Annotated in this window: 21 protein-coding genes; all 21 read right to left on the minus strand. The window is 42.9% G+C overall.

Going from position 1 to position 23,104, the window contains the following annotated elements:
* Positions 1-738: 738 nt before the first annotated feature.
* The gene (locus T472_RS10445) at positions 739-3,351 is read right to left on the minus strand and encodes a cation-translocating P-type ATPase (RefSeq protein ID WP_023389203.1); all 2,613 of its coding nucleotides are present in this window, start codon (positions 3,349-3,351) and stop codon (positions 739-741) included.
* Between the two features lie 263 nt (positions 3,352-3,614).
* On the minus strand, positions 3,615-4,475 hold the full coding sequence (locus tag T472_RS10450) for a DUF6671 family protein (RefSeq protein ID WP_023389204.1): 861 nt from the start codon (positions 4,473-4,475) through the stop codon (positions 3,615-3,617).
* A 3-nt stretch (positions 4,476-4,478) separates the two neighbouring features.
* Positions 4,479-5,705, minus strand: a complete 1,227-nt coding sequence (locus T472_RS10455) for an L-lactate MFS transporter (RefSeq protein WP_082447658.1) — start codon at positions 5,703-5,705, stop codon at positions 4,479-4,481.
* On the minus strand, positions 5,677-6,231 hold the full coding sequence (gene purE / locus T472_RS10460) for a 5-(carboxyamino)imidazole ribonucleotide mutase (protein ID WP_023389206.1): 555 nt from the start codon (positions 6,229-6,231) through the stop codon (positions 5,677-5,679). The genes T472_RS10455 and purE overlap by 29 nt, the downstream gene beginning before the upstream one ends.
* A 74-nt stretch (positions 6,232-6,305) precedes the next feature.
* The gene (gene ppcA / locus T472_RS10465) at positions 6,306-7,922 is read right to left on the minus strand and encodes a phosphoenolpyruvate carboxylase (protein ID WP_023863570.1); all 1,617 of its coding nucleotides are present in this window, start codon (positions 7,920-7,922) and stop codon (positions 6,306-6,308) included.
* A gap of 17 nt (positions 7,923-7,939) precedes the next feature.
* A complete protein-coding gene (gene purK, locus T472_RS10470) occupies positions 7,940-9,100 on the minus strand; it encodes a 5-(carboxyamino)imidazole ribonucleotide synthase (protein WP_023863571.1) in 1,161 nt (386 codons plus the stop codon).
* 112 nt (positions 9,101-9,212) lie between these two features.
* Positions 9,213-9,575 carry a Na-translocating system protein MpsC family protein gene (locus T472_RS10475; RefSeq protein WP_023863572.1) on the minus strand — a complete coding sequence of 121 codons (363 nt, stop codon included), beginning with the start codon at positions 9,573-9,575 and terminating at the stop codon, positions 9,213-9,215.
* 384 nt (positions 9,576-9,959) lie between these two features.
* Positions 9,960-11,528 carry a recombinase family protein gene (locus tag T472_RS10480; RefSeq protein ID WP_023863573.1) on the minus strand — a complete coding sequence of 523 codons (1,569 nt, stop codon included), beginning with the start codon at positions 11,526-11,528 and terminating at the stop codon, positions 9,960-9,962.
* A complete protein-coding gene (locus tag T472_RS10485; RefSeq protein WP_023863574.1) occupies positions 11,518-11,946 on the minus strand; it encodes a recombinase family protein in 429 nt (142 codons plus the stop codon). Before T472_RS10485 ends, T472_RS10480 begins: the two co-directional genes overlap by 11 nt.
* Positions 11,947-13,506 carry a recombinase family protein gene (locus T472_RS10490; protein WP_040907360.1) on the minus strand — a complete coding sequence of 520 codons (1,560 nt, stop codon included), beginning with the start codon at positions 13,504-13,506 and terminating at the stop codon, positions 11,947-11,949.
* 61 nt (positions 13,507-13,567) lie between these two features.
* Entirely contained in the window at positions 13,568-13,789 is a 222-nt protein-coding gene (locus tag T472_RS10495; RefSeq protein WP_023863576.1) for an SHOCT domain-containing protein, read from the minus strand.
* A 134-nt stretch (positions 13,790-13,923) separates the two neighbouring features.
* Entirely contained in the window at positions 13,924-14,583 is a 660-nt protein-coding gene (locus T472_RS20300) for an N-acetylmuramoyl-L-alanine amidase (RefSeq protein ID WP_023863578.1), read from the minus strand.
* Entirely contained in the window at positions 14,583-14,987 is a 405-nt protein-coding gene (locus T472_RS10505) for a phage holin family protein (protein ID WP_023387838.1), read from the minus strand. Before T472_RS10505 ends, T472_RS20300 begins: the two co-directional genes overlap by 1 nt.
* Positions 14,988-15,053: 66 nt before the next feature.
* Positions 15,054-17,960, minus strand: a complete 2,907-nt coding sequence (locus tag T472_RS10510) for an IPT/TIG domain-containing protein (RefSeq protein ID WP_023387837.1) — start codon at positions 17,958-17,960, stop codon at positions 15,054-15,056.
* Positions 17,961-17,974: 14 nt separating this feature from the next.
* Positions 17,975-18,817 (minus strand): hypothetical protein, encoded by an 843-nt coding sequence (locus tag T472_RS10515; RefSeq protein WP_152975161.1) that lies wholly within the window; start codon positions 18,815-18,817, stop codon positions 17,975-17,977.
* Between the two features lie 38 nt (positions 18,818-18,855).
* The gene (locus T472_RS10520; RefSeq protein ID WP_023388602.1) at positions 18,856-19,665 is read right to left on the minus strand and encodes a phage tail family protein; all 810 of its coding nucleotides are present in this window, start codon (positions 19,663-19,665) and stop codon (positions 18,856-18,858) included.
* An 18-nt stretch (positions 19,666-19,683) separates the two neighbouring features.
* Positions 19,684-20,832 carry a phage tail protein gene (locus T472_RS20305; RefSeq protein WP_242864795.1) on the minus strand — a complete coding sequence of 383 codons (1,149 nt, stop codon included), beginning with the start codon at positions 20,830-20,832 and terminating at the stop codon, positions 19,684-19,686.
* Positions 20,833-20,841: 9 nt separating this feature from the next.
* Entirely contained in the window at positions 20,842-21,981 is a 1,140-nt protein-coding gene (locus tag T472_RS20310; RefSeq protein WP_242864796.1) for a hypothetical protein, read from the minus strand.
* Between the two features lie 14 nt (positions 21,982-21,995).
* Complete coding sequence (locus tag T472_RS20510; RefSeq protein WP_278279737.1) at positions 21,996-22,121, minus strand: hypothetical protein; 126 nt, start codon at positions 22,119-22,121, stop codon at positions 21,996-21,998.
* A gap of 56 nt (positions 22,122-22,177) precedes the next feature.
* Positions 22,178-22,513 (minus strand): hypothetical protein, encoded by a 336-nt coding sequence (locus T472_RS10530; RefSeq protein ID WP_023388604.1) that lies wholly within the window; start codon positions 22,511-22,513, stop codon positions 22,178-22,180.
* Positions 22,514-22,529: 16 nt separating this feature from the next.
* A complete protein-coding gene (locus T472_RS10535; RefSeq protein ID WP_023388605.1) occupies positions 22,530-23,102 on the minus strand; it encodes a major tail protein in 573 nt (190 codons plus the stop codon).
* Positions 23,103-23,104 lie beyond the last annotated feature (2 nt).

Raw genomic sequence — 23,104 nt, forward strand, 5'->3', positions numbered from 1 at the left:
TATCTCAAATCATTATACCATACCCCTTATACAAATGTCACAACTTATTATTATTAGTTATTAATTCCGCATCGCAAATAAATTAGAATGTTATTCCGAGTAAGTATCAATAATTATCCCAATGAGTAATTGACATGTTAACTCAAGCATCAAAAAAGGGCTCACTGATACGAACACTTCTGGTAAATAAGCTAGAGAAAAACTCAATATCTAGAACCCCTTGATTTCAAGCTTTTTCAGGTCAATTACTTCTTAACCCTTTCCCTTAATACTACTATTTCAGAATGTGTTATCATCAAAACAGATACTGAATTTCACATACACAATCAGTATTATTGATAGTGACTGTGATTGTGATAACTATTCTATCCACTCACAACGTTTTTGCCAGCAATTATATCAACTCACCAATCAATATACATAAAAGCTGTTCAATATTGTAAAACGTCTATCTTGGATAAGTTCCCACAAAATAAAAATCCGTGATCATCATTCCGGCTTGAAACCAGATCTCAAATCACGGAAAGTTCTTATTCACAAACGCTTCTACACTCTTACTTATCAACCCTTGACATCAATACTACCGTCTCAACATGGCTCGAGAGGACAGCATTGATGTCATAAGCCAATTTTGAAACCTTACGTTCTTGGGAACATATCAATCGGTTTTTGGCTGTTTTTCTGGAAATCGACGTTCGCGGGAAAATATCCACTACAATAAATGACACTTTAGTGGTACTAAACCAAAGCTTTGTTGTATGCCGATCTGATCCTTTTAACAAGCTGGATACAAACTAACGGTATAAAGGAAAAAATTAATACTACTAAATACTGTTGTCCTGTTAGCTTAGCCACTTCAAAGATCCCTTTGAATGGATCCCAAGTAAGCACTATAGTTAGAAGCAAAAATCCTGTTATGAATGCAATCCAAATATAACGATTTGAAAATAAGGTCTCGGCAGTCAATGGTCCCTTGCTTCGGCAGTTAAACCCATGTATCAAACGCGAGAGACATAAAACCGCAAAGGCCATAGTTACTGCTACGGCTTCTGAAGCTTGCATTCCAATGTGAAAAGCCATCATAGTTACAGTAGCAATCAATAACCCTTGAAGTAAAACCTCAATTGCAAATGGTCTAGTCAAAATAGATTCTTTAATATCTCTCGGTTTTTCATTCATTAAAGATGCTTTTGGCGATTCAATCCCAATGGCGATTGCTGGGAAGCTATCTGTCAATAGGTTAATAAATAACAAGTGAACTGGAGCAAAAGGAGCAGGAAGGTTTACTATTGATGCATAAAGGACCGCTAGGATACCTGCTGTGTTGCCAGAGAGCAGAAATTTCACAGAATTCATTATGTTCCCATAAATACTTCTTCCATTACTGATTGCTTTGACAATGGTAGCAAAATTATCATCAGTAAGAATCATTGAGGCTGCGTCCTTGGAAACCTCCGTTCCTGTTATCCCCATAGCTATACCAATATCAGCCTGTTTTAATGCTGGAGCATCATTAACACCATCACCAGTCATCGCTACTGCATGTCCTAGCTCCTGCCAAGCTCTTACAATTCTAATTTTGTGTTCAGGTGACACTCTGGCATACACTGACACTTTTGGAACAATATCCAGTAGCTCTTTATCTGTCATGGATTCAATTTTATAGCCTTCTATAGCTTCTGTAGTATTATCCATAATTCCTATTTCCTTCGCAATCGCTGATGCAGTAATGATATGATCGCCTGTTATCATAACCGTACGAATTCCAGCTCTATAACAGTTGGCAACAGCCTCTGCCGATTCTGCGCGCGGAGGATCCATCATAGCTATTAATCCAATAAATACTAATTTATTTTCATCATCTAAACCTAACTGTTCCCCATTAAATTCCTTATATGAAAAGGCCAATATTCGAAGACCTTTCTGTCCTAACTCAGTATTAATTCGTTCCAAATTCGCCCTATCCTCAGGTGTAATGGCTCGAATCCCTCTCTCGTCATCGATAAATTGGGCTCTTTGAAGGATAGCATCCAAAGCACCCTTTGTGACCATAAGTCTTTTCTCGTGGATATCATGAAGGGTACTCATTAGCTTTCGATTGGAATCGAAAGGAAGCTCCGAAATCCTTCTGTAATTCTCTCGTACCCTCAGTTCGTCCCATCCGTACAACTCACCAAGGTTGACTAAAGCAATTTCTGTAGGATCACCAAGTTCTTGGCTCTCAGTTGTTATCGCATCATTGCAGAGCATGGACATCATCAATAGTCTAAAATCATGTTCTTGTTTAATATCTAGGTTATCTTCTTTAAATAGTTGGCTGCGAGTATATATCTGCTTCACCGACATCTTGTTTTGCGTCAGTGTTCCTGTCTTATCGGAACATATTATCGAGACACTACCCAGCCCTTCAACAGCATAGAGCTTTCTAATAATTGCGTTTTCCTTCGCCATTCTGCGGGTACCTATAGCAAGGACTATTGTAACAATGGAACTTAATGCTTCCGGAATTGCAGCTACAGCCAATGATACAGAAAACATAAAAACATCAATTATAGGTTTGCCACGATAAAGATTCAATGCAAAAATCAATGCAGCTATTACAATGATTATGGCAGCTAATTTTTTCCCGAAATCATCAAGATTTTTTTGTAGTGGAGTTTCCTTATCCTTTGCCCGTTCTAGAAGTGTGGCTATTTTACCAATCTCCGTATTACCACCTACGCAAGTTACAACAGCCACTCCTCTGCCATAGGTGATGTGAGTTCCTGAAAAAATCATATTACATTGATCACCAGGTGACAGTTTTGAGGCGTTAATGGTCACTGTATCCTTTTCTACACTTACCGATTCCCCAGTAAGAGCACTTTCATCAACCTTGAGACTAAAGGATTTAATGATTCTGCCATCAGCAGAAACGAAATCTCCCGTTTCAACAATAATTAAATCTCCGACGACAACATCTTCCGATGCTACAACTACCGTCGCGCCATTGCGGATGACTTTAGATTTTGGTGAAGACAGTGCCTTCAAGGCTTGAAGGGATTCCTCAGCTTTCAAGTGCTGAACAGTGCCTAAACTTGCATTGATAATCACAACAACAGCAATTACCAATGTACTTTCATACTTCCCTAAAAATGCTGACATAGCCGCAGCTACTAATAAAATCCAAATCAAAAAATCATTAAACTGGGACACAAAGACCATAATAGGCGATGGCTTTTTAACTTCCTTTAATTTATTTTCTCCAAACTGCATTCGCATATTATCGACTTGTAAATCGGCAAGACCATTTTCTCCAACTTTTAGTTCTTGCAGAACTTCGTCTACAGATTTATTATAATATTCTTTCATTTTCAACCTTCTTTCATAATTTTATATAACACAAATAGACCTCTCCCATTCTTCTTGTCAGTTACCAGAAAACCGAATTATGTCTCACAAAACGATCACTGTCTCCAAACCCAGATCAGCCCTGAAGAGAGGGTTTGGTTTCTATATGCTGAACAATCCGCTCTTAAATTGATGTCTGTGCAATTAATGACTCGGGTAAATTAAAATAACACTCATTTATCGTAATAAAACCATGCTTTCCTCCTGTCTTTTAATATGCAATCTTATGGATTGCAATGATTACAATATTGAGCAGGCGCAAATTCCCCTCTTGGGTATAATTGTTCGTTTTCATGTTTGCATTTGTGACAACTAAATTCATATTTAAGCGTCATCGCACTTGGTAATCCACATTGTTCACAAGGAAGGCCTTTAATTGCTTCTTTTATTATAAACCCAGGTGCACCACATTCAGGACAAAAATTCATCAACTTTAAAATTAAATCTTGAGTTGCCTTTTCAATGTTTTTCATTCGGGTAGGATTTGCATGAGCTCTCATATCTGTTTCAATAAATACATTGCCCGACCGAGATTTCGTCAAACACCAATGGAAACTATCTTTCAACTTATCAACACTGTCAATATCTTTGATAATATTTTTTGAATATTCGTCATCTGATCTTAGGATTAAAAAATGCTTTGGAAACCCAATTTTTTCAGCAAACTTTAATGCATCATCAAAGTTATTTGTCTCCAAATGACCAAAATTGGTTTCTGACCCTTCGTATATCCCGTAAATCTCCATTTTTTCTTTTTTATCGTATAGCAGAACTAGCTCTATATTCCAAGGAATGGGTACATAAGGATGCGACCCAAAGCTTCCTTCACTAGCAATACCAATGTCAGTATTAAAAAGCTTCATACCTATTCTGATTTTCATTCTTGCTGTATCTAATTGAGATTTTGGCCGTTTTATTTCCCTTGAAAAGGTCCCGAGCTTATCTGTATCAAATCTAGTCTCTACTATTAATTCACAGCCTGTTTCTTTTTCCAGAACTGGTTTAATAACTTTTTCCTTTTCGTGTTTTGTAAGTAGTACAATTCTTCTGTTTTCATAAATTTTATTATGATTTTTAAATTCCACTATTTACTTCTCCTCCATCAGCCTTGAAGTCATTAAAATACCTATCAAACACAATGCAATGACATAATAAAATACATACCGATAATTTTGGTGCATATCTAGTAACATACCTGACGTCACGACTCCAGTAATCGCACCAATGCCATAAGCTGTAAAAACAACACCATAGTTTTGACTATAATGTTTTGTACCATAGAGTGCTAATGTTGAGGTAGGCGCAATTGCTAACCAACCTCCCAGATTAAACCAAAATACTGAAAATGAAATAGAGTATATTATTACATCGCCTTTATTTGCAAACAACATCAAAACAGCTGAAGAAATAATCAATCCGTAAGACATGTACATCGCATTTTTTGAAAAGAGTTTATCGGTAAGCCACCCAAATGCAGGTCTGCCAATACCGTTGAAAACTGCAAACAGAGCCATCAATAAGGCAACCTTCTTTGGTGATAATCCGATTAATTCAATACCGACACTACTCGTTAATCCAATTAACATGAGCCCAATCGTTGTACCTATAAAAAAATTGATGTACAGTCCTTTGAAACTTATAGACTTAATCATGTTTAAAGTATTTAAGTCGTTTAGACTATTCTTTACATGCTTAACTGACTTTAAATTTAATATTTCTGAATCAGAAGGATATTTAAAGGGTAATGAAAGAATAGGTATTATTATTCCAAAACAAATTCCTAAAATTTGAAAAGTATTCATAATCCCATATTGCTCAACAAAAAATCTAGCAAGTGGTGCAGTTATAAGCGGTGATAAGCCAAATCCTATCAAAACCATACCAACAGCCAAACCTTTTTTTTCGGGGAACCATCTTGCTACAACTGTCATTGGTACGCCATAAACAATTCCCACTCCTGCACCACTTATTAACCCATATGTGATCGTCAAAATATAAATATTGGGCGCATAAGCAGATAAAATCCACCCAAGTGACACGAGAAACCCACCTACTATGATAATGTATCTCGGATTGAATTTATCCAGATATCTACCAGTTAAAAACATAAAAAAAGCATAACAAGCCAGTGCTGTCATATATGGCATTCCACTTTGTGTTGCACCTATATTGAACAGTTTTTCAATTGGAAGTCTAAAAATACTATAAGAATAGACAGTTCCAAGACACATCATTATGATGATTCCAAGAAGTACATACCCCCATCTCTTTAGGGATTCATATTTTTTATTTTGCATCGATAAATTTTGATTCATCCAAATCCCAACTTTCTTTTAATTTATCTTCCAAGTCGTATATAACCTTTTCTGCTACCGCCAGGGTAATTACTTCTATTTTTTTACGTATGTCTTGATATTTAATCCCGAGTATTCTAGCAGCAAGAATACCTGCATTTTTCGCATTATTAATTCCTACAGTTGCGACAGGTACACCTCCTGGCATTTGTACGATTGACAGCAAGGAATCTAATCCATCAAGTTCTTTAAGTTTAACTGGAACACCAATAACAGGAAGACTGGTCAGTGACGCTACCATTCCAGGTAAATGTGCAGAACCGCCAGCACCCGCAATTATGACTTCAATATTTCTACTTTGAGCATTCTTTGCATATTCGACCATTCTTTCAGGTGTTCTATGGGCCGATACAACTTTTATTTCATAAATAATATCATATTGTTCCAAGACAAACGCAGCCATTTTCATGATTTTTAAATCTGATTCACTTCCCATAATAATGCCAACTATCGGCCCACCGGTCTTTTCTTTTTTGCAATCGTTCATACCATATTCCCTCCATTCTAGATTTATAATTTCATCACAAATATGGAACAAAATTTAACCTTGCAGCTATTAAGTTACCCAAGGCTTCCTCTGATTTTACCCATTTTTACAATCCATTCATTAAGAATTTTCTTTTCTTCATCCCCGTCATCAAAGAGATCTTTTTGCTTCCCAATCAAATGTAAGATTATTGGCCGAATTGATTTTAAGAGGGTATGATAAAATTCATCTTCATTGATTTCGACATCTTCCTTTTGTATATTTAAAATTTTACAAGCAAAATCAAAATCCTCCTGATATTCCAATCGTGCCGTTTCTTCAATTATTCCTTTTGAGATTTTCACATTAACATATTTAGATGCAAACACTAAATCCTTTTTTAATTGAGGATAGTAACATAATAATTTTTCAATACCTTCCCTACCGTATTTTTCTTCTACTTCTTTTAAACCTCTTCCTACACCTATGAATTCAGGTGGTGCACCTAATGTATACATTGCAGATGTGAAAGATATTGCTCTTGGCACAGTACACTGTATGTCAGTATTAATGCCAATTAGTTCTTCTTTCAGTTTCTGATCTTTTACAAGATTAGATAATTCCACCATATTTGCTATTTCTCTGATATATTCTAATCCGGTTTTTGTACTTGACAATCTATCGCGATTCTTCGGAATATATTTTGAAATTATTTCAACTGTATTTATGATTTTCAAGAATGTTCTCATATAATTTTTAGTGAATATGCCGATGAATTCTTTCATTAATTCAGTATCTTCTAACGTGAATTCTCTTTTAACCTGCTTTCCAATATTCCCTTTTAGACTATTCACCACCTCTTTAGTTTCAGCCTCACCGTGATCATACCTTAAGCCTGACTGAATTGTGAAAGTTCTTATTCCTGCATATGTCTCATATATGGATTCTAAGTTTTCCTCAGTGAAATGTCCCCTAAACGGCAATGCTCCACATCCTAGAATTGGAGCAACTTCAACACTATTTAATTCTCCCCACTTGAGTGATTTATCAGTGGCAATCACCACAGCTAAGACTGATGAAATCATTCCATATGACATAGCCGAATCTGAACGTGCGAACATGATTCTAATAGTTTCGAATGAATAACCCTTACTTAATGAATCATTACAGTACTCATCCAAAATCACATCCACATTTACAAGCGCTGGAACACTTTCTACAAGAGGAATAATCCTAATGCTATTTAATGGAAATTGAATGTCGTAATTTTTATTGCCAAGTTCGATGACAGAGTTAATCCTTTCTTGCAACTGAATTATTTCATGTCCTGTTTCAATCATGGGCACAACAGTCTCGGAAATAGCTTGCACGGAAGTTTGTTTATAAGCCAGAATATTGGTTTCTACAAGTGACATAATGCTCATAAGCTGTCTAAAAATTGGTTCTTTCTTTGCATTTGGTATCCTTGGAGTAATGAAAACATCTTTTCCCGGAATTATTCCTTTATTGATAAATCCTAAAGCGATTTGAGATGTCTGATGATACGGGGTAAGTTTTCCTTCAAAATCTATCATGATTTCTTCAATCCCCAACCCACCATTTTTCTGACATGTTAAGCCATGAATAGCCTCTTCTGGTTCTTGTTGTATTGTTATATATTTATCAGCATTGTCAGGGTGCTGTGTTGCCATGCTAGACGGAATTTTTCTCATTTTAATTGCTCCTCATATTAATCTATTTTTATTTTGCTTAATGCGATTTTCGCTTGATGATTCGCTTTACCAACCGAATCATCAAGCACTGTGATATGTCCGATTTTTTTTAAATGTTTGGACTCCAGCTTTCCATACAAATGGAAATGACAATCCTTAATGTTTAGAATTGCATCAACTCCACTAACACTATAAGTTCCAGCAACGTGTTCATTCCCCAAAATATTATACATAGCACATGGCAATCTTAATTTAGGAGATCCTAATGGCATGCCTGTTATAATTCTAATATGTTGTTCAAATTGCGAAGAAACACACCCTTCAATGGTATAGTGCCCTGAATTATGAGGTCTTGGTGCAATTTCATTAACTAAAACATTTGAATCAGAATCAATGAAAAATTCTATACAAAAGATACCAAAATCGTCTAATTCTTCGACAATTTTTTTGCTCATGATATGAATTTGCTTTTCAATTTCAACAGAAATATTTGCAGGTATGAGGGAATTAATGAGTATGCTATTTTCGTGGAAATTTTCTGCTATTGGATAAAGCACTATGTCATCATGATTCTTGGCAACAATAATTGAAACTTCTTTTGTGAAATGTATAAATTCTTCTGCCATTATCTCCAAACCCCTAAATATTTGATAATTTTCTTCAAGCTTATTGATATCATTAAGCACTAAATTCCCTTTACCATCATACCCATCTCTACATGTTTTAAGGATAGCTTTTTGCCCAAACTTATAAAACACATCTCTCAATTCTTTCAAAGTATTTATCAAGTAGAATTCAGGCACTTTGATGCCAATGTTATTCAACATGCTCTTTTGCACAAATTTATTTTGAATCAATCTAAGCGTTTTAGCCGATGGGTAGATAGTATACCCCTCATATTCCAATAAAGTGAGCAGATCCACATCAATATGTTCAAATTCATATGTAATAACGTCAGTCTTTCGTGCTAAATTTCTTAACGCATTTAAGTCTCCATAAACTGCAGTAATTTGTTCATCAGCAACTTGACCCGCCGGAGAATTGGGTTTCGGATCGAATACAATAACGTTATACCCCATCCTCTTTGCATCCAAAACCAGCATTCTTCCTAATTGTCCACCACCAATGATACCAATGGTTGAAGGCGGGTTTAATTTCGATATTTTCTTCTGACTCATACAATCACCTTCCTAAATAAAATAAAAAAAGCCAATAACAAAGATTCCACAGAACCCTGTTATTGGCTTACGCTTGACTGGTTAGTACCCCTTCAATCTGTCTTCCAATTTACTAATTTATTATATTTTCTTCAATGTCTTGGTCTACTACTACAGCAATAATTTTTTCACCTGTTTTAGTACTCACATCAGAATACGTGCTGATGATATTGACATCAATTACTGATTTAATCGCTTCTTCCAGACCTTCACGCGCATTTTCGAACAGAGCAGTTCTTAATTTTTTTATCAGATCTATGCCTTCCTTATTTTGAGCCAAGCTCTTTTCGGAAGTACTTAAAAAACCTTTAAGTCTAATAATTATCAAATCTTGGAAGATAATTGTCCTGATTTTTTCAGGTCCTCTACCCATTTGTTCAATTTCAAACTTACTAATTGCTTCGCTTAATTTCGATTCAATTTGTCCTTTTGTCATGAACATCATCTCCTAAATCTATATTACAGTACTAATAAGGGGCAACAAAATCCGCCTATCTGCTAATAATATCACATTGCTTCTGACTCAACAATGTTTTTTAATTATCATTCATTTTGATTTGGAACATTTCCGGATTTTTTCATTTCACCACTAATTCATCTCTCAGACATACGAGACCCCGTCTTTATACTAAAATGCGATGATACGCGTAGGTTGAAGTCTTTCGATTGCCTCTATATAAGGACCACATATACTTGTGACACTCAAGGTTTGTGATAATTCGATGTTAAATTAATGTTATTGAGTAGCAGTTTACTTGTCGAAATACAGACTAAGCCGCCGATCAAGGATCTATTTACCCTTTAGCAGCAGCCATCTTGTTTACAGTCTGATATCAACTACAAAGCTGGATTTGAATTCAACTGTCAGCTTGTTATCAAAGACCGTTATCTTCTCTATAAGCCTTCTGACCAGCTGCTCATCGTATTCAATCAGTTCACCAGTCTGCTCTTTAAGGAACTCTGTCATTTCTTCAATACGCTGTCTCTTGCCTTGGCGCTCAGCATTTTGCACTTGGGTGTTTTGCTTTAAATCCCGCAATCGGTAAATCTCATCAGCTACGTTGTTATAGTCAGCCTTGGAATTTGCTATATTTAAAAGTTCTTTTTGTAATTCTTCCAGCTTCTCATCAAAATCATCGGTGTCTTTGTCGTCCTCCTCATTAAGTACGGTAGCAATGTTCACTTGCAAAGTTTCAACGAAGGTATTCTTACTGCAAAGCGCCTCGTTAATTGCTTTGACAACTGCATTTTGGAGAGTTTCTTCATTTACCGTTGGTGAAGAGCAATCCGAGCCTTTCTCCTCAAGGCGGCTGACACATCGCCAGACTATGGACCTGCATCCTCGATTGTTCCAATGCACCCTCCTGTATATCTCTCCACATTCACCGCAATAAACAATGCTTGATAACGCATATCTGCTGCTATAGACTCTTTTCTTGCCATTCTTCCCAGTATAGAGATTTGCGCGTCGTACTAGCTCTTCCTGCACCTGCATGAAAATTTCACGCGGGATTATAGGCTCGTGGCTGTTCTCGACATAATATTGCGGAACAATGCCATTGTTGACCACACGCTTCTTTGATAGAAAGTCGACGGTATAGGTCTTCTGCAGCAGAGCGTCCCCGATATACTTCTCATTTTGCAAAATTTTCTTGAGTGTCTCAGGTCTCCACTTCGCTTTATTTGCCGCTGTTAGGATTCCGTCAGCTTCCAAACTGCGTGCTATTTGCAGAAGGCTTGCACCCTCAATATATTCGCGGTAGATGCGCTTCACCACTTCAGCTTCTTCCTGGACAATAACCAGCCGTTTATTCTCTTTGGTATAACCTAAGAACCGATTATGATTGATCTGAACCTCTCCTTGCTGATAGCGATACTGAATGCCAAGCTTTACGTTCTGGCTGAGCGATTGACTTTCCTGTTGGGCTAAGGATGCCATTATGGTGAGCATAACCTCTCCCTTGGAGTCCATCGTATTGATATTCTCTTTCTCGAAAAATACAGGAATATTCTTGTCTTTGAGCTGTCTAATGAATTTTAAACAATCCAGGGTGTTTCGAGCAAAGCGGCTGATGGATTTTGTAATAATCATGTCGATTTTACCTTCCATGCAGTCCTCAATCATGCGGTTGAACTCATCACGCTTCTTTGTATTGGTTCCTGTGATTCCGTCATCAGCATAGATCCCTGCCAGTTCCCATTCCATGTTGCTCTGAATGTAGTTCGTGTAATGCTCAATCTGGACTTCGTAACTTGTTGCCTGCTCATCGCTGTCAGTGGAAACACGGCAGTAAGCAGCAACCTTAAGTTTTGGCTTTTCATCAGTATTTACATTATTGCCTATACGTGCGCGTGCCGGTATCACTGTAACGCTACGATTATTTGCCATCTAAAATCACCTTGCTTTCAATTAAACTGTAGGCATATTCGGCTTGTTGAAAGGGATCATCATAAAGATGCTGGGGTGCTGGAGCAGCAAACTGTAATCTCTGAACTACTGTTTTTGGCATTTCCTGTTCACGAATTCTTCCAAGCATCTGTGCCCGCCTCAGTTTTTCTGTCTCGACCTGTTTGATCATTTCTTTGTTTATTATTTGTGGGTAGAAGTCATCACCAAGGTATCGTTTATTTATAAGAATCCTGGAAATCGATGCATGACAGCGCTTGATACCAGCCTTTTCTGCAGCATCTTCTAAAGAGAGTCCGGAAAGATATAATTGAAACAAATCCCTTATTTGTGCTGCTGCTTTTTCATCAATAATCGCCTTGCCATTTTTGATGATGTATCCGAATGGTATGTGATTCACCTATCTCACCAGCCTTTCCTTAAGAGTGATACCGCATTTCATCTTGAAGCCTATTTCAACATGCGAATATGCAACGATTCTTTCTACATAGCGGTCAAAAAGATTTTCCTCGAAGCTATCAATCGGCTCTGCCTTTGAGACATGCCTTAAAAGCTGTTCAACTTCAGTGGCAACAGTCATTTCACCATTCACCGATCTAGAAACGGCTTCTTTTTGCTCCTTTAGCAGAGCGGCTTCCTTTCGGAGCTCATTGTTCTGTGCATTGAATAGGGCTGGCTCTAAATAGCCTTTGGTCATTAGTCCAACCAGCACTTGGCTCCGCTCCGCATTTTCCTCCATCCTCGATTCAAGCGCCTGGATCTCAATAAGGTTATCTGAGTAGTTCACAGCTTTTAAGCTCTGCAGCAGCGGCTTAAGAATAAACTTATGCCCGAAAATCAACTTATTGATCATTGTTATAAAAGCTTGTTGAATAACATCATCCCTTATGGACCGCATTGAACATCCTGAAATGTCGTAGATGTGTTTGGAACAACACCAGGCAACATATTTTTTATTTCCATTGCCTTGTATCCTTCTTTTGAAGGTACTGCCACACTCGGAACACTTTATTTTCCCGGATAGCGTATACCGATTTTGGTACTTGCTGTTCCCCTTTTCTATCCCTTTTTCTTTTCCCCGCTGATTCAACAACTTACCTACAGCTTCGAATTCTTCGTGGCTAATGATTGCTTCATGATGCTTCTTTATTAGGTATTGATCCTTCTCACCGTAGTTATAATGCCTGTTGAAATGATCATCGGTATAGGTCTTTTGTAAAATCACATCTCCTGTGTATCTCTCGTTGCATAAAATACCGCGAACCGTGGTGGCCGTCCAGTTTGCTTTTCTTCTTGATGGTATGCCATCATTTTTCAGACCATCAGCAATTTTATGAGTTCCTTTGCCAGATAAGGCTTCTGCAAAAATACGCTTCACAATTGCTGCCAGTTCTTCGTTCACAACCATCTCTCCATCCAAATAATCGTAACCATAGGGTGGATAGGAGAGTTTATATGTCCCATTCTGGAAACGCTTCTGTATTGACCATTTGCTGTTTTCAGAAATAGAAATTGACTCGCTTTCAGCCAGACTGCTCAGGATCGTTAACATCAGTTCACTATCCATCGATTGTGTATTGATGTTTTCCTTTTCGAAGTATATGAAGACTCCGAGGTCGGTCAGCTTACGCACTAGCTCAAGACAATCTGTTGTATTTCTGGCAAACCTGCTGATTGACTTGGTTACTATGAAATCAATCTTCCTCTGTTCACAGTCTTTCAGCATTCTCAACAATTCAGTGCGCTTTTCCTTTTTGGTACCTGTAATCCCCTCATCATAGTAAATCCCTGCGAGCTCCCATTCCGGATTTGCTTTTATGAAGGATTCATAATGTATCTTTTGAGCTTCAAGGCTGACTAATTGTTCATCACTATCTGTAGAAACTCGGCAATAGGCTGCCACACGCAGCTTCGGTTTTGCAGCTATTGATTCTGCCGATATTTTCGTTACTTTTCTCACCATTCTCACCTCCTTCAGGTATGTGACATATTACCTCCGAGTGCCCACTATATCAAGGTATTTAAGGCGTTAGCTGTGCATATAAAGGTGAGAAAATCTGCCGGTTTAGCTTATTGATTTTATCGAATTCATCCTCAGAAATCAGACCCATTTTCAGCATTGTGCGAAGTATTTTTTCTGATCTCAAGTAGTCTATTTCACTCTGAAATTCATCAGGTGTTAATGGTTTGCGTTTTGAAACGACATTAGCATTTGATCCATCTGTAATTTTTGTGACTTGCATATAGCTTGACCTCCTCTTCCGCAGGAATCCATCCTGCACCTATATGCAAAAATCTGAGATAATTCGAACCCCCAATCTCAAACATGAAAAAATGGCCCGAAGAGCTTTTACACTCCTCGGGCCTCGTTAAATAATCAATCGTATTTTATGTAGGCGTCAGTAAATCCTGCTTTTTTTGCTTTTGCAAGCTGTTCTTCTGCATTTGACTTGACGGAATATGCCCCAATCTGAACACGATAATAACTCTTTGAACTGTTGGTTTCTGCTTCTACGGCCTTATAGGCAATACCGAAATATTTCAACACGCCCTTTGCTAGTGCTATTCCTATCGCTTCTATATTACTGACTATCCAGGCGGCATCTTCTGCATTGTCGTGGAAAGCTATCTCCACCAAAGCTGCCGGAGCATTCGTATTCCGAAGTTCATACAAGCTTGGATTAAACTTTACACCTCGATCCGATGTTGGTGTCAGCGGTTCAATTTCTGAATAGATTGCCTTAGCCGCCTTTTCACCATTTCCACCTGCAGCATAAGCAAAGACCTCACCGCCCCTTCCTCCTCCAGCATTACTATGAATGGCAAAATGCAGATCTGGTTTAACTTGATTGCTGTCATTCACCACCTGACCCAAGCTCCACTCTGGCCTGCTCCTATAAACATCCACACCATGATTCTGAAGCACCTTTTGTGTGATGTCAGCTATTTCATTCATTCTTGTTTCTTCAACTCCATAGCTTCCATAGCCCTGGTTATGCTCCTGAGTTGATGGACTTAAATATATTGATTTCCCCATTATACTTTTTCCTCCTTATTGAGTTGCTCTAGTACACCCTTGAGCTTTTCAGGGATGGGAAGACCTATCTTTGCAGTATTTTCCAAGATGCTAATTCCCTCATTGGAGAGATAGAAAAAAATGACAGCAGTCCTTATGGCACTTCCGTTTTGTAATAGCTCTGAATCTATTATCTGACCAACAGCAACCAGTGAAAATATAAGCACTTTCTTGAAGATGCCCCTGAAGCCCACTTCGCTTGAGAGTCGTTTTTCAAGGACCGCCACCATGATGCCGGTGATGTAGTCGATGACTACAAATGCCACCAGGGCATACAGGAAGCCGTCCCATCCGCCGAGAAAGTAGCCGATGTAGCCGCCCACAGCGGCAATGATGATTTGAAAAGTGTTGATGATGTCTTTCATTAGTTCCTCCTTCATAAAAACAGGAAGGACCCGAAGGCCCTTCCTGAATTAGTACTATTTATTTTTTTAAGGTTCCGTGACCCTGAACCAGTCGCACCTCCCCTTATAGGTCAGGCCGTTGGAGTTGTTGCGGAAATATCCGATTCCGACATGGCTGATCGCCGACAGGAAGTTCGAGATGGTTTCCGTGAATACCTGCCACCAGAAATCACCGTCGATAGACATGTCCAGAAAGTATGAACTTCCAACCTTGCGGATCCTCACATAAATGAAGTTGGAATCCCATCCGCCGTTCAGGTAAGCATCGCTCGAGTAAGCGGTGTTTGATGTGAATTTGATCGCTTGCATGCCTGAGTAACTGTCCCTGGAGCATTTGCCAAAAATGATCCTTCTGCTGTTGGCGCTGTTGTAAAGGCAAATGCCGATATTGAAGTAGTTGAGTCTCGGCCCGTTGAGCATGACCTTGGCTGTTGCGGTGAAATCTCCTGCAGGCGCTGCCTGGACCAATAACCTCGTATGGTCGCTGCCTGGCAGAATGTCAATCGCCCCATAACGACCATTTTCAGTCCATGTTGCCGTACCTTGATTGACCCATGACCATTTCGTATCCATTACGGTATCATCGAACTCGTCGTCCTTTGAATGCGGGTTTGCAGGCGGGGCGTCGATTGGATTCGTGTAACTTGTACCGCTGCCGCCTGCCGAAGATATTGTAATCGTCTTTTGTTCGTCGTTTTGGGCGATGGATACGTTGGTGCCGGCTGCCAAGGTAACATCTCCGACCAGGGCATTCCCGCCTGTCCTCTTAATACTTGAAACCCTTGGGATGGCCGTATGCAGGTCAGCAGCATGCCTTTCATCGTTAAAGTACTGGGGATGGTCGTCTGCATTCAAGCCTTGTAGTGAGCCATGGGTATGGTTATGGCTCACTCCGGCAGGGCTTTCGGTTGAAGGGGTTGAGAGGGAGCTGTTCTGCGTGAACATCGACATCCGTTCAACCAGCTGGTTCATCCGGATTTCATGCTCAAGCATGATGTTGTTCAGCTCAAGGACATAGCTTAAAGCACCTGATTCATCTTCCTCGCAGGTGATTCCTTTGACCCTGACTTTCCCGTCAAAGCCTTCCGTGTCGCTTCCTTCTGGTGGAATGTACCAGCCGATCCAGTCGCCCATCATGAAGGTTTCAAAAGGCTTGAGTTTGATGCCTTCAGAGTCTATGAATTTGATGACGCTTCCCTGAATGCCCCAGCTGACTTGCGCCGCCCCTCGAAGGAAAAGCTGACCATAATCCTGGAGCTTTGCCCAGTCGCTGGGGATGTTCCTCGCCTGGAGGTAACCTTCGCGCCTGCCCCAATCCGTCTGGCTTGTGGGGTGCGCCGTCTCGATGAGGCTTCCGCTTTCGCCTTCGACCAGGAGGGCGTTGGTCATGTTTGTGCTGTCGCTCTGGTTCTGGTGCTTGACGATTGCCTGACCCGGCCGGTATTTGACCGTGTCATACTTGTCCGCACCTTTTGCCTTGTACAGCTTTAGATGCAGGGTCGGTGTCATCTCGATATCAAAAAGGCCCATGCCTTCGCTGAGTTTCGTGGCCACCTGGGAGAGCGGTGTACCTGCATGAAAGGAAAGGGTCGTAGAATCCTCGAAAGGATTCCCCAATGTATCCGCATCGGCAGTCCAGTCGATGGAGACCCCGGTGAGGCAGCCCCTCTGCTGGGCTTCCAGAAGAAGCTGGCGCAAGATAGCGCCGCCGTGCGCATCGGTAAAGGTCCTCTCCAGCGTGGTCGGATGCGGCATTCCTTCGGGGTACACAACGCCCCGGTCAAGGAGGGAAAGGACGCCCCTGCCGCTTACCTCGATCATCTGCTGCTCGCCCTCATCTACATAGGAAGGCCGTCTTGATTCAATGATCCATTTGAAAATGTCGATGCCGTCAAGCCGACACAGGATGAAGTTCTGGTCGGTCACATAATCCCGGCTTCCGCCTTTGTCATCAAACCTGCTGATGGCAAATTTACCGCTGCCGGGGTTGTTCAGGAGCACCTGAAATGACTTGCTCTTTGCGCCGCTGAGCTGGCAAAGGATGCTGTTGGGATTGTTCTTATCGCAAACAAAAAGCTCGATCCCGATATCATCAGCAGGCTCTGCGTCATATACTTCAATACCGATGACATTGCTGTAGCGAACACCTGGGGGATTGGGTTCTGTGAGTGCAACCTTGACAGCGCCGCTTTCTGCCTCCTGGGGGATCTGAAATACGATCTTGTCCCAGCTCCAGGAGATGATGTTGCAAAGGTGGGTGCCAAGGTAGACATACCCGCCGTAGCCGCGCAAATATCTGTCAACATTAAGCGGGTCCGCTTCAGCTTTGAAGCCGAACCCGTTTCCATAGATGGTCACAACCGAGCCTTCAGAGGCCCTTGTGGTCGATAGTCTTTCAATAAAAGGAAACGGAGGGTCGCTTGTGATGTTCTCATAGTCGTAAAGCGCGCGTCGGTTCGTCCAGATGTCGGCTTTGGCAACATTCTCGTAGAGTACCATTGTCCGTTTCCTTGGCCACTGGCTCAGCTTTGCGATATTCTCGTAGAAGCCAAGAATCCTTTTGTTTGTCCAGACTCCAAGTTTTGCGATGCTCAAATAAAATGAAACAGAGCGCTTCAGGACTTGGCTCACGTTCAAGGAACGGACCAGTGAAACGGTAGTACCTGATGTGTTGGTGGCTGTGACCCTCCAGTACCAGGTGCCTTCAGACAGAATCACTGCCATCCGGTAAGTGGTGTTGTGGCTCACGTTTATGGATTCGCTCGTTATTTTGGACGCGCTGTCGAATGTGTCGACGGTGTCCACCTCGACCTTGAGCGATGAGGCGACCAGCTGATTTTCATTATCGCTGTAAGTTACGTCAAAGGCGCAAATGGTCGCGCTCAGAGATGCCAGGTCGGAAGGCTTGACCAGATTTAAGCTAGGCAGCCCCATCTAATCACCTCCCGTTATGTCCAACTGCCGACGGTCACAATAGCCCTTGCCGCCTTTGGACCGAGGGTGAGGAGCGGAGGGCCCAGAAGGTTTCGGACAAAGATGGTGCTGGACAGTGAACCCGGGCCAATGGAAGAAATGTCGAGTACGCTTTGCCATGGCCCGTCCTGGCTGAAGGATATGGTAAAGTCCTCATGGTTCAACTGTATGTTCACGTTGTTGGCAATCTTGGTATTGCTGGTATTTTTTATCTTGAAGCTTTGGATCTCGGTCGTGCCTTCCGGCTGGTCTCCAAAATCGATGAGAGAGGTCAAGTCAACCCCCGATACATCAGTCATGACCACGTCATTAACCTGCTCGCCGACAGCCTTTCTCCCATAGAGGTGGATCCCGCAAATATACAGATCCTCAAACTGCGGCGAAGTCTCCCGGAATCCAATCCTTATTGCTTTGACTGGTCCGGAGAAGGAAAGGGTGAAGATCTTGTTTCTCCAGTGGTCCATATCTGTGTTCGCCGCAGGAATCGTATAGACTCCAGTCTCCCAGGTGCCGTCCACACCGTTGGTCGTGTCGGCTGATCCCTGTATAGTATGGCTGACAAAAGAGCACACCGTAGTTGAACTCCAGTGGAACCCAACTTTATTTACTTCGCGCAATTCCGGGAAAAAGAACCAGAATACGCTGCCGAGTCTGTAGTCGCCAACCTTCCATGATTGGGATCGGTTTTCCTTGTTCAGGTTTCCTTTAGCTGTGCTGTCAAGCCAGGAAGCTATACCGTTCCCTATGATTTGGCTGATGGTGCTCAAGTCGGACATGCTTCGAAAGCCAACTTCCGTTCCATCGATGTCATACGGCATCCGATGTTCCGCTACTTCTGCATACATAATTCCACCTCCTAGAAGAATGCCGGGTAGTATTCCAGCTTGATGCTGCCGCCCGACACTCCATTTGTGATTCTCAATTGGTTGTAGCCACTGTTAAGAAGCAGCCAATAGGCATCACCGCCATGCCTGATTGCGGAGAGCATGTTGGTGCTACCCTTGGTACATTTGAAATCTCCGGTATTTATAATGACGCTCTCGCCGGGAGCAATGCTTCCCTGGTACTGCAGCCACACGTCGTTGTCCAAACATTCTAGCTTTGGAGATTCCATCGGGCCGGTAAGGGTAATGGTCGCATCGGTTATCGGGGCAGTTCCGGGATTCTCGTGGCTCCATTCCTGAGTCAGGGAAGCCACTGCACTCGTCTCGGAAATGGCCAGCGGAGCATAGAAGAAAGGATCCGAAAGCATGAACTCCACAGCGAACTTGGCATATCCGGTCTGTGTCTTCCCGAAAGTAACGGGGCGGTACACCTCGGCTATGGCTTCACGGACAGTACCGTCTGGGAGGATCCGTTTCAAAACAAACTGCCCCAGCTTTCCGAATACGCTGCTGAGATAGTCAATATTTTCATAAAGGACTTCATTCTCGCTCTTGTCGCTCGGAAGCTTTCCGGTAAGGGGATCCAGGCCGCGAACCCACATGGGGAGCATGACGATCCGTTCCTCATATCGCTTTTTGATCCATCGTTTCCCGTTTTGGAAAGGCACCTGGATGTTATTGCCCCGGAGACCAGGTGTCCCCAAACCCTCAGGGACTTCTATCACTGACCAGGCTTTGGTGTTCAGGCTCACGCCATTAAATTGCCATGTCTGTCCGTTCAAATCCTAATTCACCTCCCGTTATCCCAGCCCGTAGGACTGCCTGAGCAGAACCCTGCGGGTGCTGTCAGACGCCGCTTCCGGCTTCGGGTTATTGATCGTTATGTCGTAGTTGTTTGTAACATTGCCGCTTTGAACCCCGGGTTCCGAAACTTTTGATTGAGCACCAACGCCAACCTTGAGCAGTGCTTTTGCCATGATCTCGTCCAGCTTTTCGATGGGGACCACCGCTTCAGTGCCGGCTTCACCAACGCCGATCACACTGGGACTTGAGAAGATTCCGCCCGACGCATACCAGTTGACCCCAAGCTTCGGGATCTGAGGAGGGTTCAAGCTGAACTTGCCTGTGATCTCAAAATGGGGAAGCTTGATGTGGGGGATTTTTATCTCAGGAATCTTCAGGTTCCTGAAGAAGCCGACAATGGCGTCAATTGCTCCCTTTACGGTATTCCGCGCGGCATTGATGGGAGTCTCGATGGCGGATTTTATTCCGTTCCAAATGCTTGAGGTGACGGATTTGATAGCATTCCATGCGCCGGAAATTACATCCTTGATGACATTGATCTGAGTGGATACCAAACTTCTGATTAAGTTCAGTACACCGCTGATGATGCTTTGGATGCCGTTCCATAGGCTGGAGGTCACATTTTTGATGCCTTCCCACACGCCTTGCCAGTCGCCCTTGATCAGGCTCGTCACAACCTGAATAATTCCCTTGATCACGTTAAGGGCGGTGGTGACCACGGAGGATACGACGTTGAAGGCTGCTGTGATGACCGCCACGATGTCGTTTCCGTACTTATTCCAGATGGCGCTTGCCACCTGAACGAAGGCGGCTATCAAAGCGCGGATGGCTTCAAACACACCCGCCATCACGGATTTGACCTGGTTCCAGATGGTGATGACGCTGTTCCTGAAATTTTCGTTGTTACGGAAAAGCAGCACAAATATTGCGATGAACCCGGCGACTGCAGCAACTGCGATGCCTACCGGTCCGGTGATAGCAGCGATGGCAGCACCGACCGCCCCGGATGCGCCGCCTGCGGCAGCCATAGCTCCTGAGATAGCTCCAAATGCAGAGGACAATGTTCCTATAACCGACACGACTTTTCCGATGACTAAAACCACCGGCCCTATAGCCGCAGCAATTAGGGCGATTTTCACGACCATTTCCTGTTGTTACTTGGAGAGTCCTTGGAATCTGTCCATCAAAGGCTTGATGACAGCGATGAGTTTCTCAAGTATCGGTATCAAAATCTGGCCGAATTGAATCCCTATCTGCTGGGCTTGTTCCTTCATTGCCCTGATCTTATTGGTCGGGCTGTCCATGGTCCTTGCCAGGTCGCCCTGGGCATTCTTCGTGGCTTCCATGATTGCGCCGTAACGGGCCTGTACCTTCTGGGCTTCAGTCAGCTGCTCGCCTTGCTTGGCGATTCCGTGGGTGTAGGCATAGGTCTTGACAGTCGTGTCGTTGACTAGGATTCCCAGAGCCTTGAGCGGTTCCGCTTCACCTGAGATACCGGACTTCAGCTTGTTGAAGGCTTCTTCTGGATTTAAGTTGTAGAAGGAAGCCATATCATAGGAAAGCTGGGTCAGACCTTCTGACATTTTTAAGGACTCGTCAGATGCAAGTCCCATGGAGGTGAGCATGGCATTGTAGGTGGCCATATTACTTCTGACATTATATGCATTTAGCCCGAGAGCTTTGGAGGTTTCCTCCGACCATTTCCTTGCGTCGTCCGCCACACCGCCCATAGCCACTTCGAAAAGGTTCTCGGACTCTACAGCATCCATTGCCATCTTCGTCGCAGCAGTACCAATTCCAACGAGTGGAAGGGTTACTGCAGTGGAGAGTGTTTTTCCGGCTGAGGATATTTTGTCCCCAACGGCCTTCATCTTTGCTCCTGCTTTGTCCATGCTTTCAGAGAGGGCGTACCAGGCGGAACTCTTGGTCTTCAGCTCCTCAGTGGTCGCTTTTAGTTCCTGTTGCATTTTGCCAAGTTCCGCATTGGCGTAGTTCAGCTTGATCTTCAGGTTCTCCGTGGCTTTGGCATCCGCACCTTTTTTCTCGACGCTCTCCTGGTAGCTGCGGGTGAGGGCTGCAACCTTATCTTTTTGAAGGTCGACCTGGCGGTTTAAGCTGTCCGCCTTGAGTTTCAAGCCGTCCGTGGACTTTCCGAAGTCCCCGAGCTTCGAACTGGCGGCTGCAAATTCGCTCTGGACTACCTTAAGGCTCCGTTGGATTTTGCTGACGCCCTCCTGGAAGCCGCTGTCGTCAAGGCCGATCCTTGCAACGACCGTGCTGTTGTTTCCTGCCATTTATCTCACCTCCCTTAGAACAGAATGTTGTCGATGGTGTCAAAGTCCGAATGCTCATCGATTCCGTTGACCGTCTTGTAGACCTTGAAAAGAGCCTGGAGCTTTTTGGGGGTGCTGCTCCAGAATTGTTCCTCGCTCATCCGCAGGAGGTTCGTCCCCAAATAGAAAAGCCACTCCCAGTCCCAGCTTGCGGAACTTAAGTGGCTTTCGATTCCCCCGGGGCGTCTTCTGTCTCCGGCATTGACATGTTGAGCGCCTCGTTGATCGCTGTACCGAGGCTTTCAAGGTCGCTGAGTCCCAGCTGTTCGCCGATGGCCTTGAGGGTGACGCTGCCATCCTCAACTTTCACTGCGGAGTAGATCAGCGCCCTGACCGCCTTGATCTTCATGTTCTGCAAATCCTCAAAGGCGGCGTTCAGATCGCCGTAGATTTCCTCCAGTTCGCAGAAGGTGTTCATATTGAGCTTCAGCTCGTACTCCTTATTTCCGAGCTTGAATTTGATGCCCTTGTTCTTCAGTTCAGCTGCCTTCAAATATCATCACCCCTTCTTAGACCGCAGGTGTCGGCTCAGCCGGCACTGCTGTAAACCAGGCTGAGATGATCGTCGGGTCTGAGCCTGGTTCATCTTCATCTGCAATGAACCTGAAATTGCCGTCAAAGTCCCTGGAGAAGAAGGTGCCTTTAAGCTTCGCGCTTTTCGGGGAGGGCTTTTCAGCTTCAGTGTCGTACTCGTCCGTAGCCAACTCGAACTTGCCTTTCAGGAGCCATACGTAGCGGTACTTGCCGTTGTGCTTCTTCGACTTGAAACCCAGCGCCAGGGGCGGGGCGATGTCTTCCTTGCTCTCAACGAGAACGCCCTTGACTACCTTGGCACCCTGCAATGTGGCCCTGCTGGTGAGGGATAGCTGGTTAAGCTCGATCTCCACTTCCACGCTGTCAAAGGAAGAGATAATGTCTTCCACCGTATCGTCGGAGTAGATATTTTCCGAGTTGACCTTGGGCGTGAGCTTCGCGCTTACAGCCCGTTCCAGCTTGGAGGGTGCCTGATAGGTCGCACCCGTGTTGTCGTCATCTGTCAGAAGGGCGATGTGGATGTCCCTTAATCCGATTTGTCTTGCCATAT

Source organism: Youngiibacter fragilis 232.1 (assembly GCF_000495435.3).
In the GTDB taxonomy this organism is placed as follows: domain Bacteria; phylum Bacillota; class Clostridia; order Clostridiales; family Clostridiaceae; genus Youngiibacter; species Youngiibacter fragilis.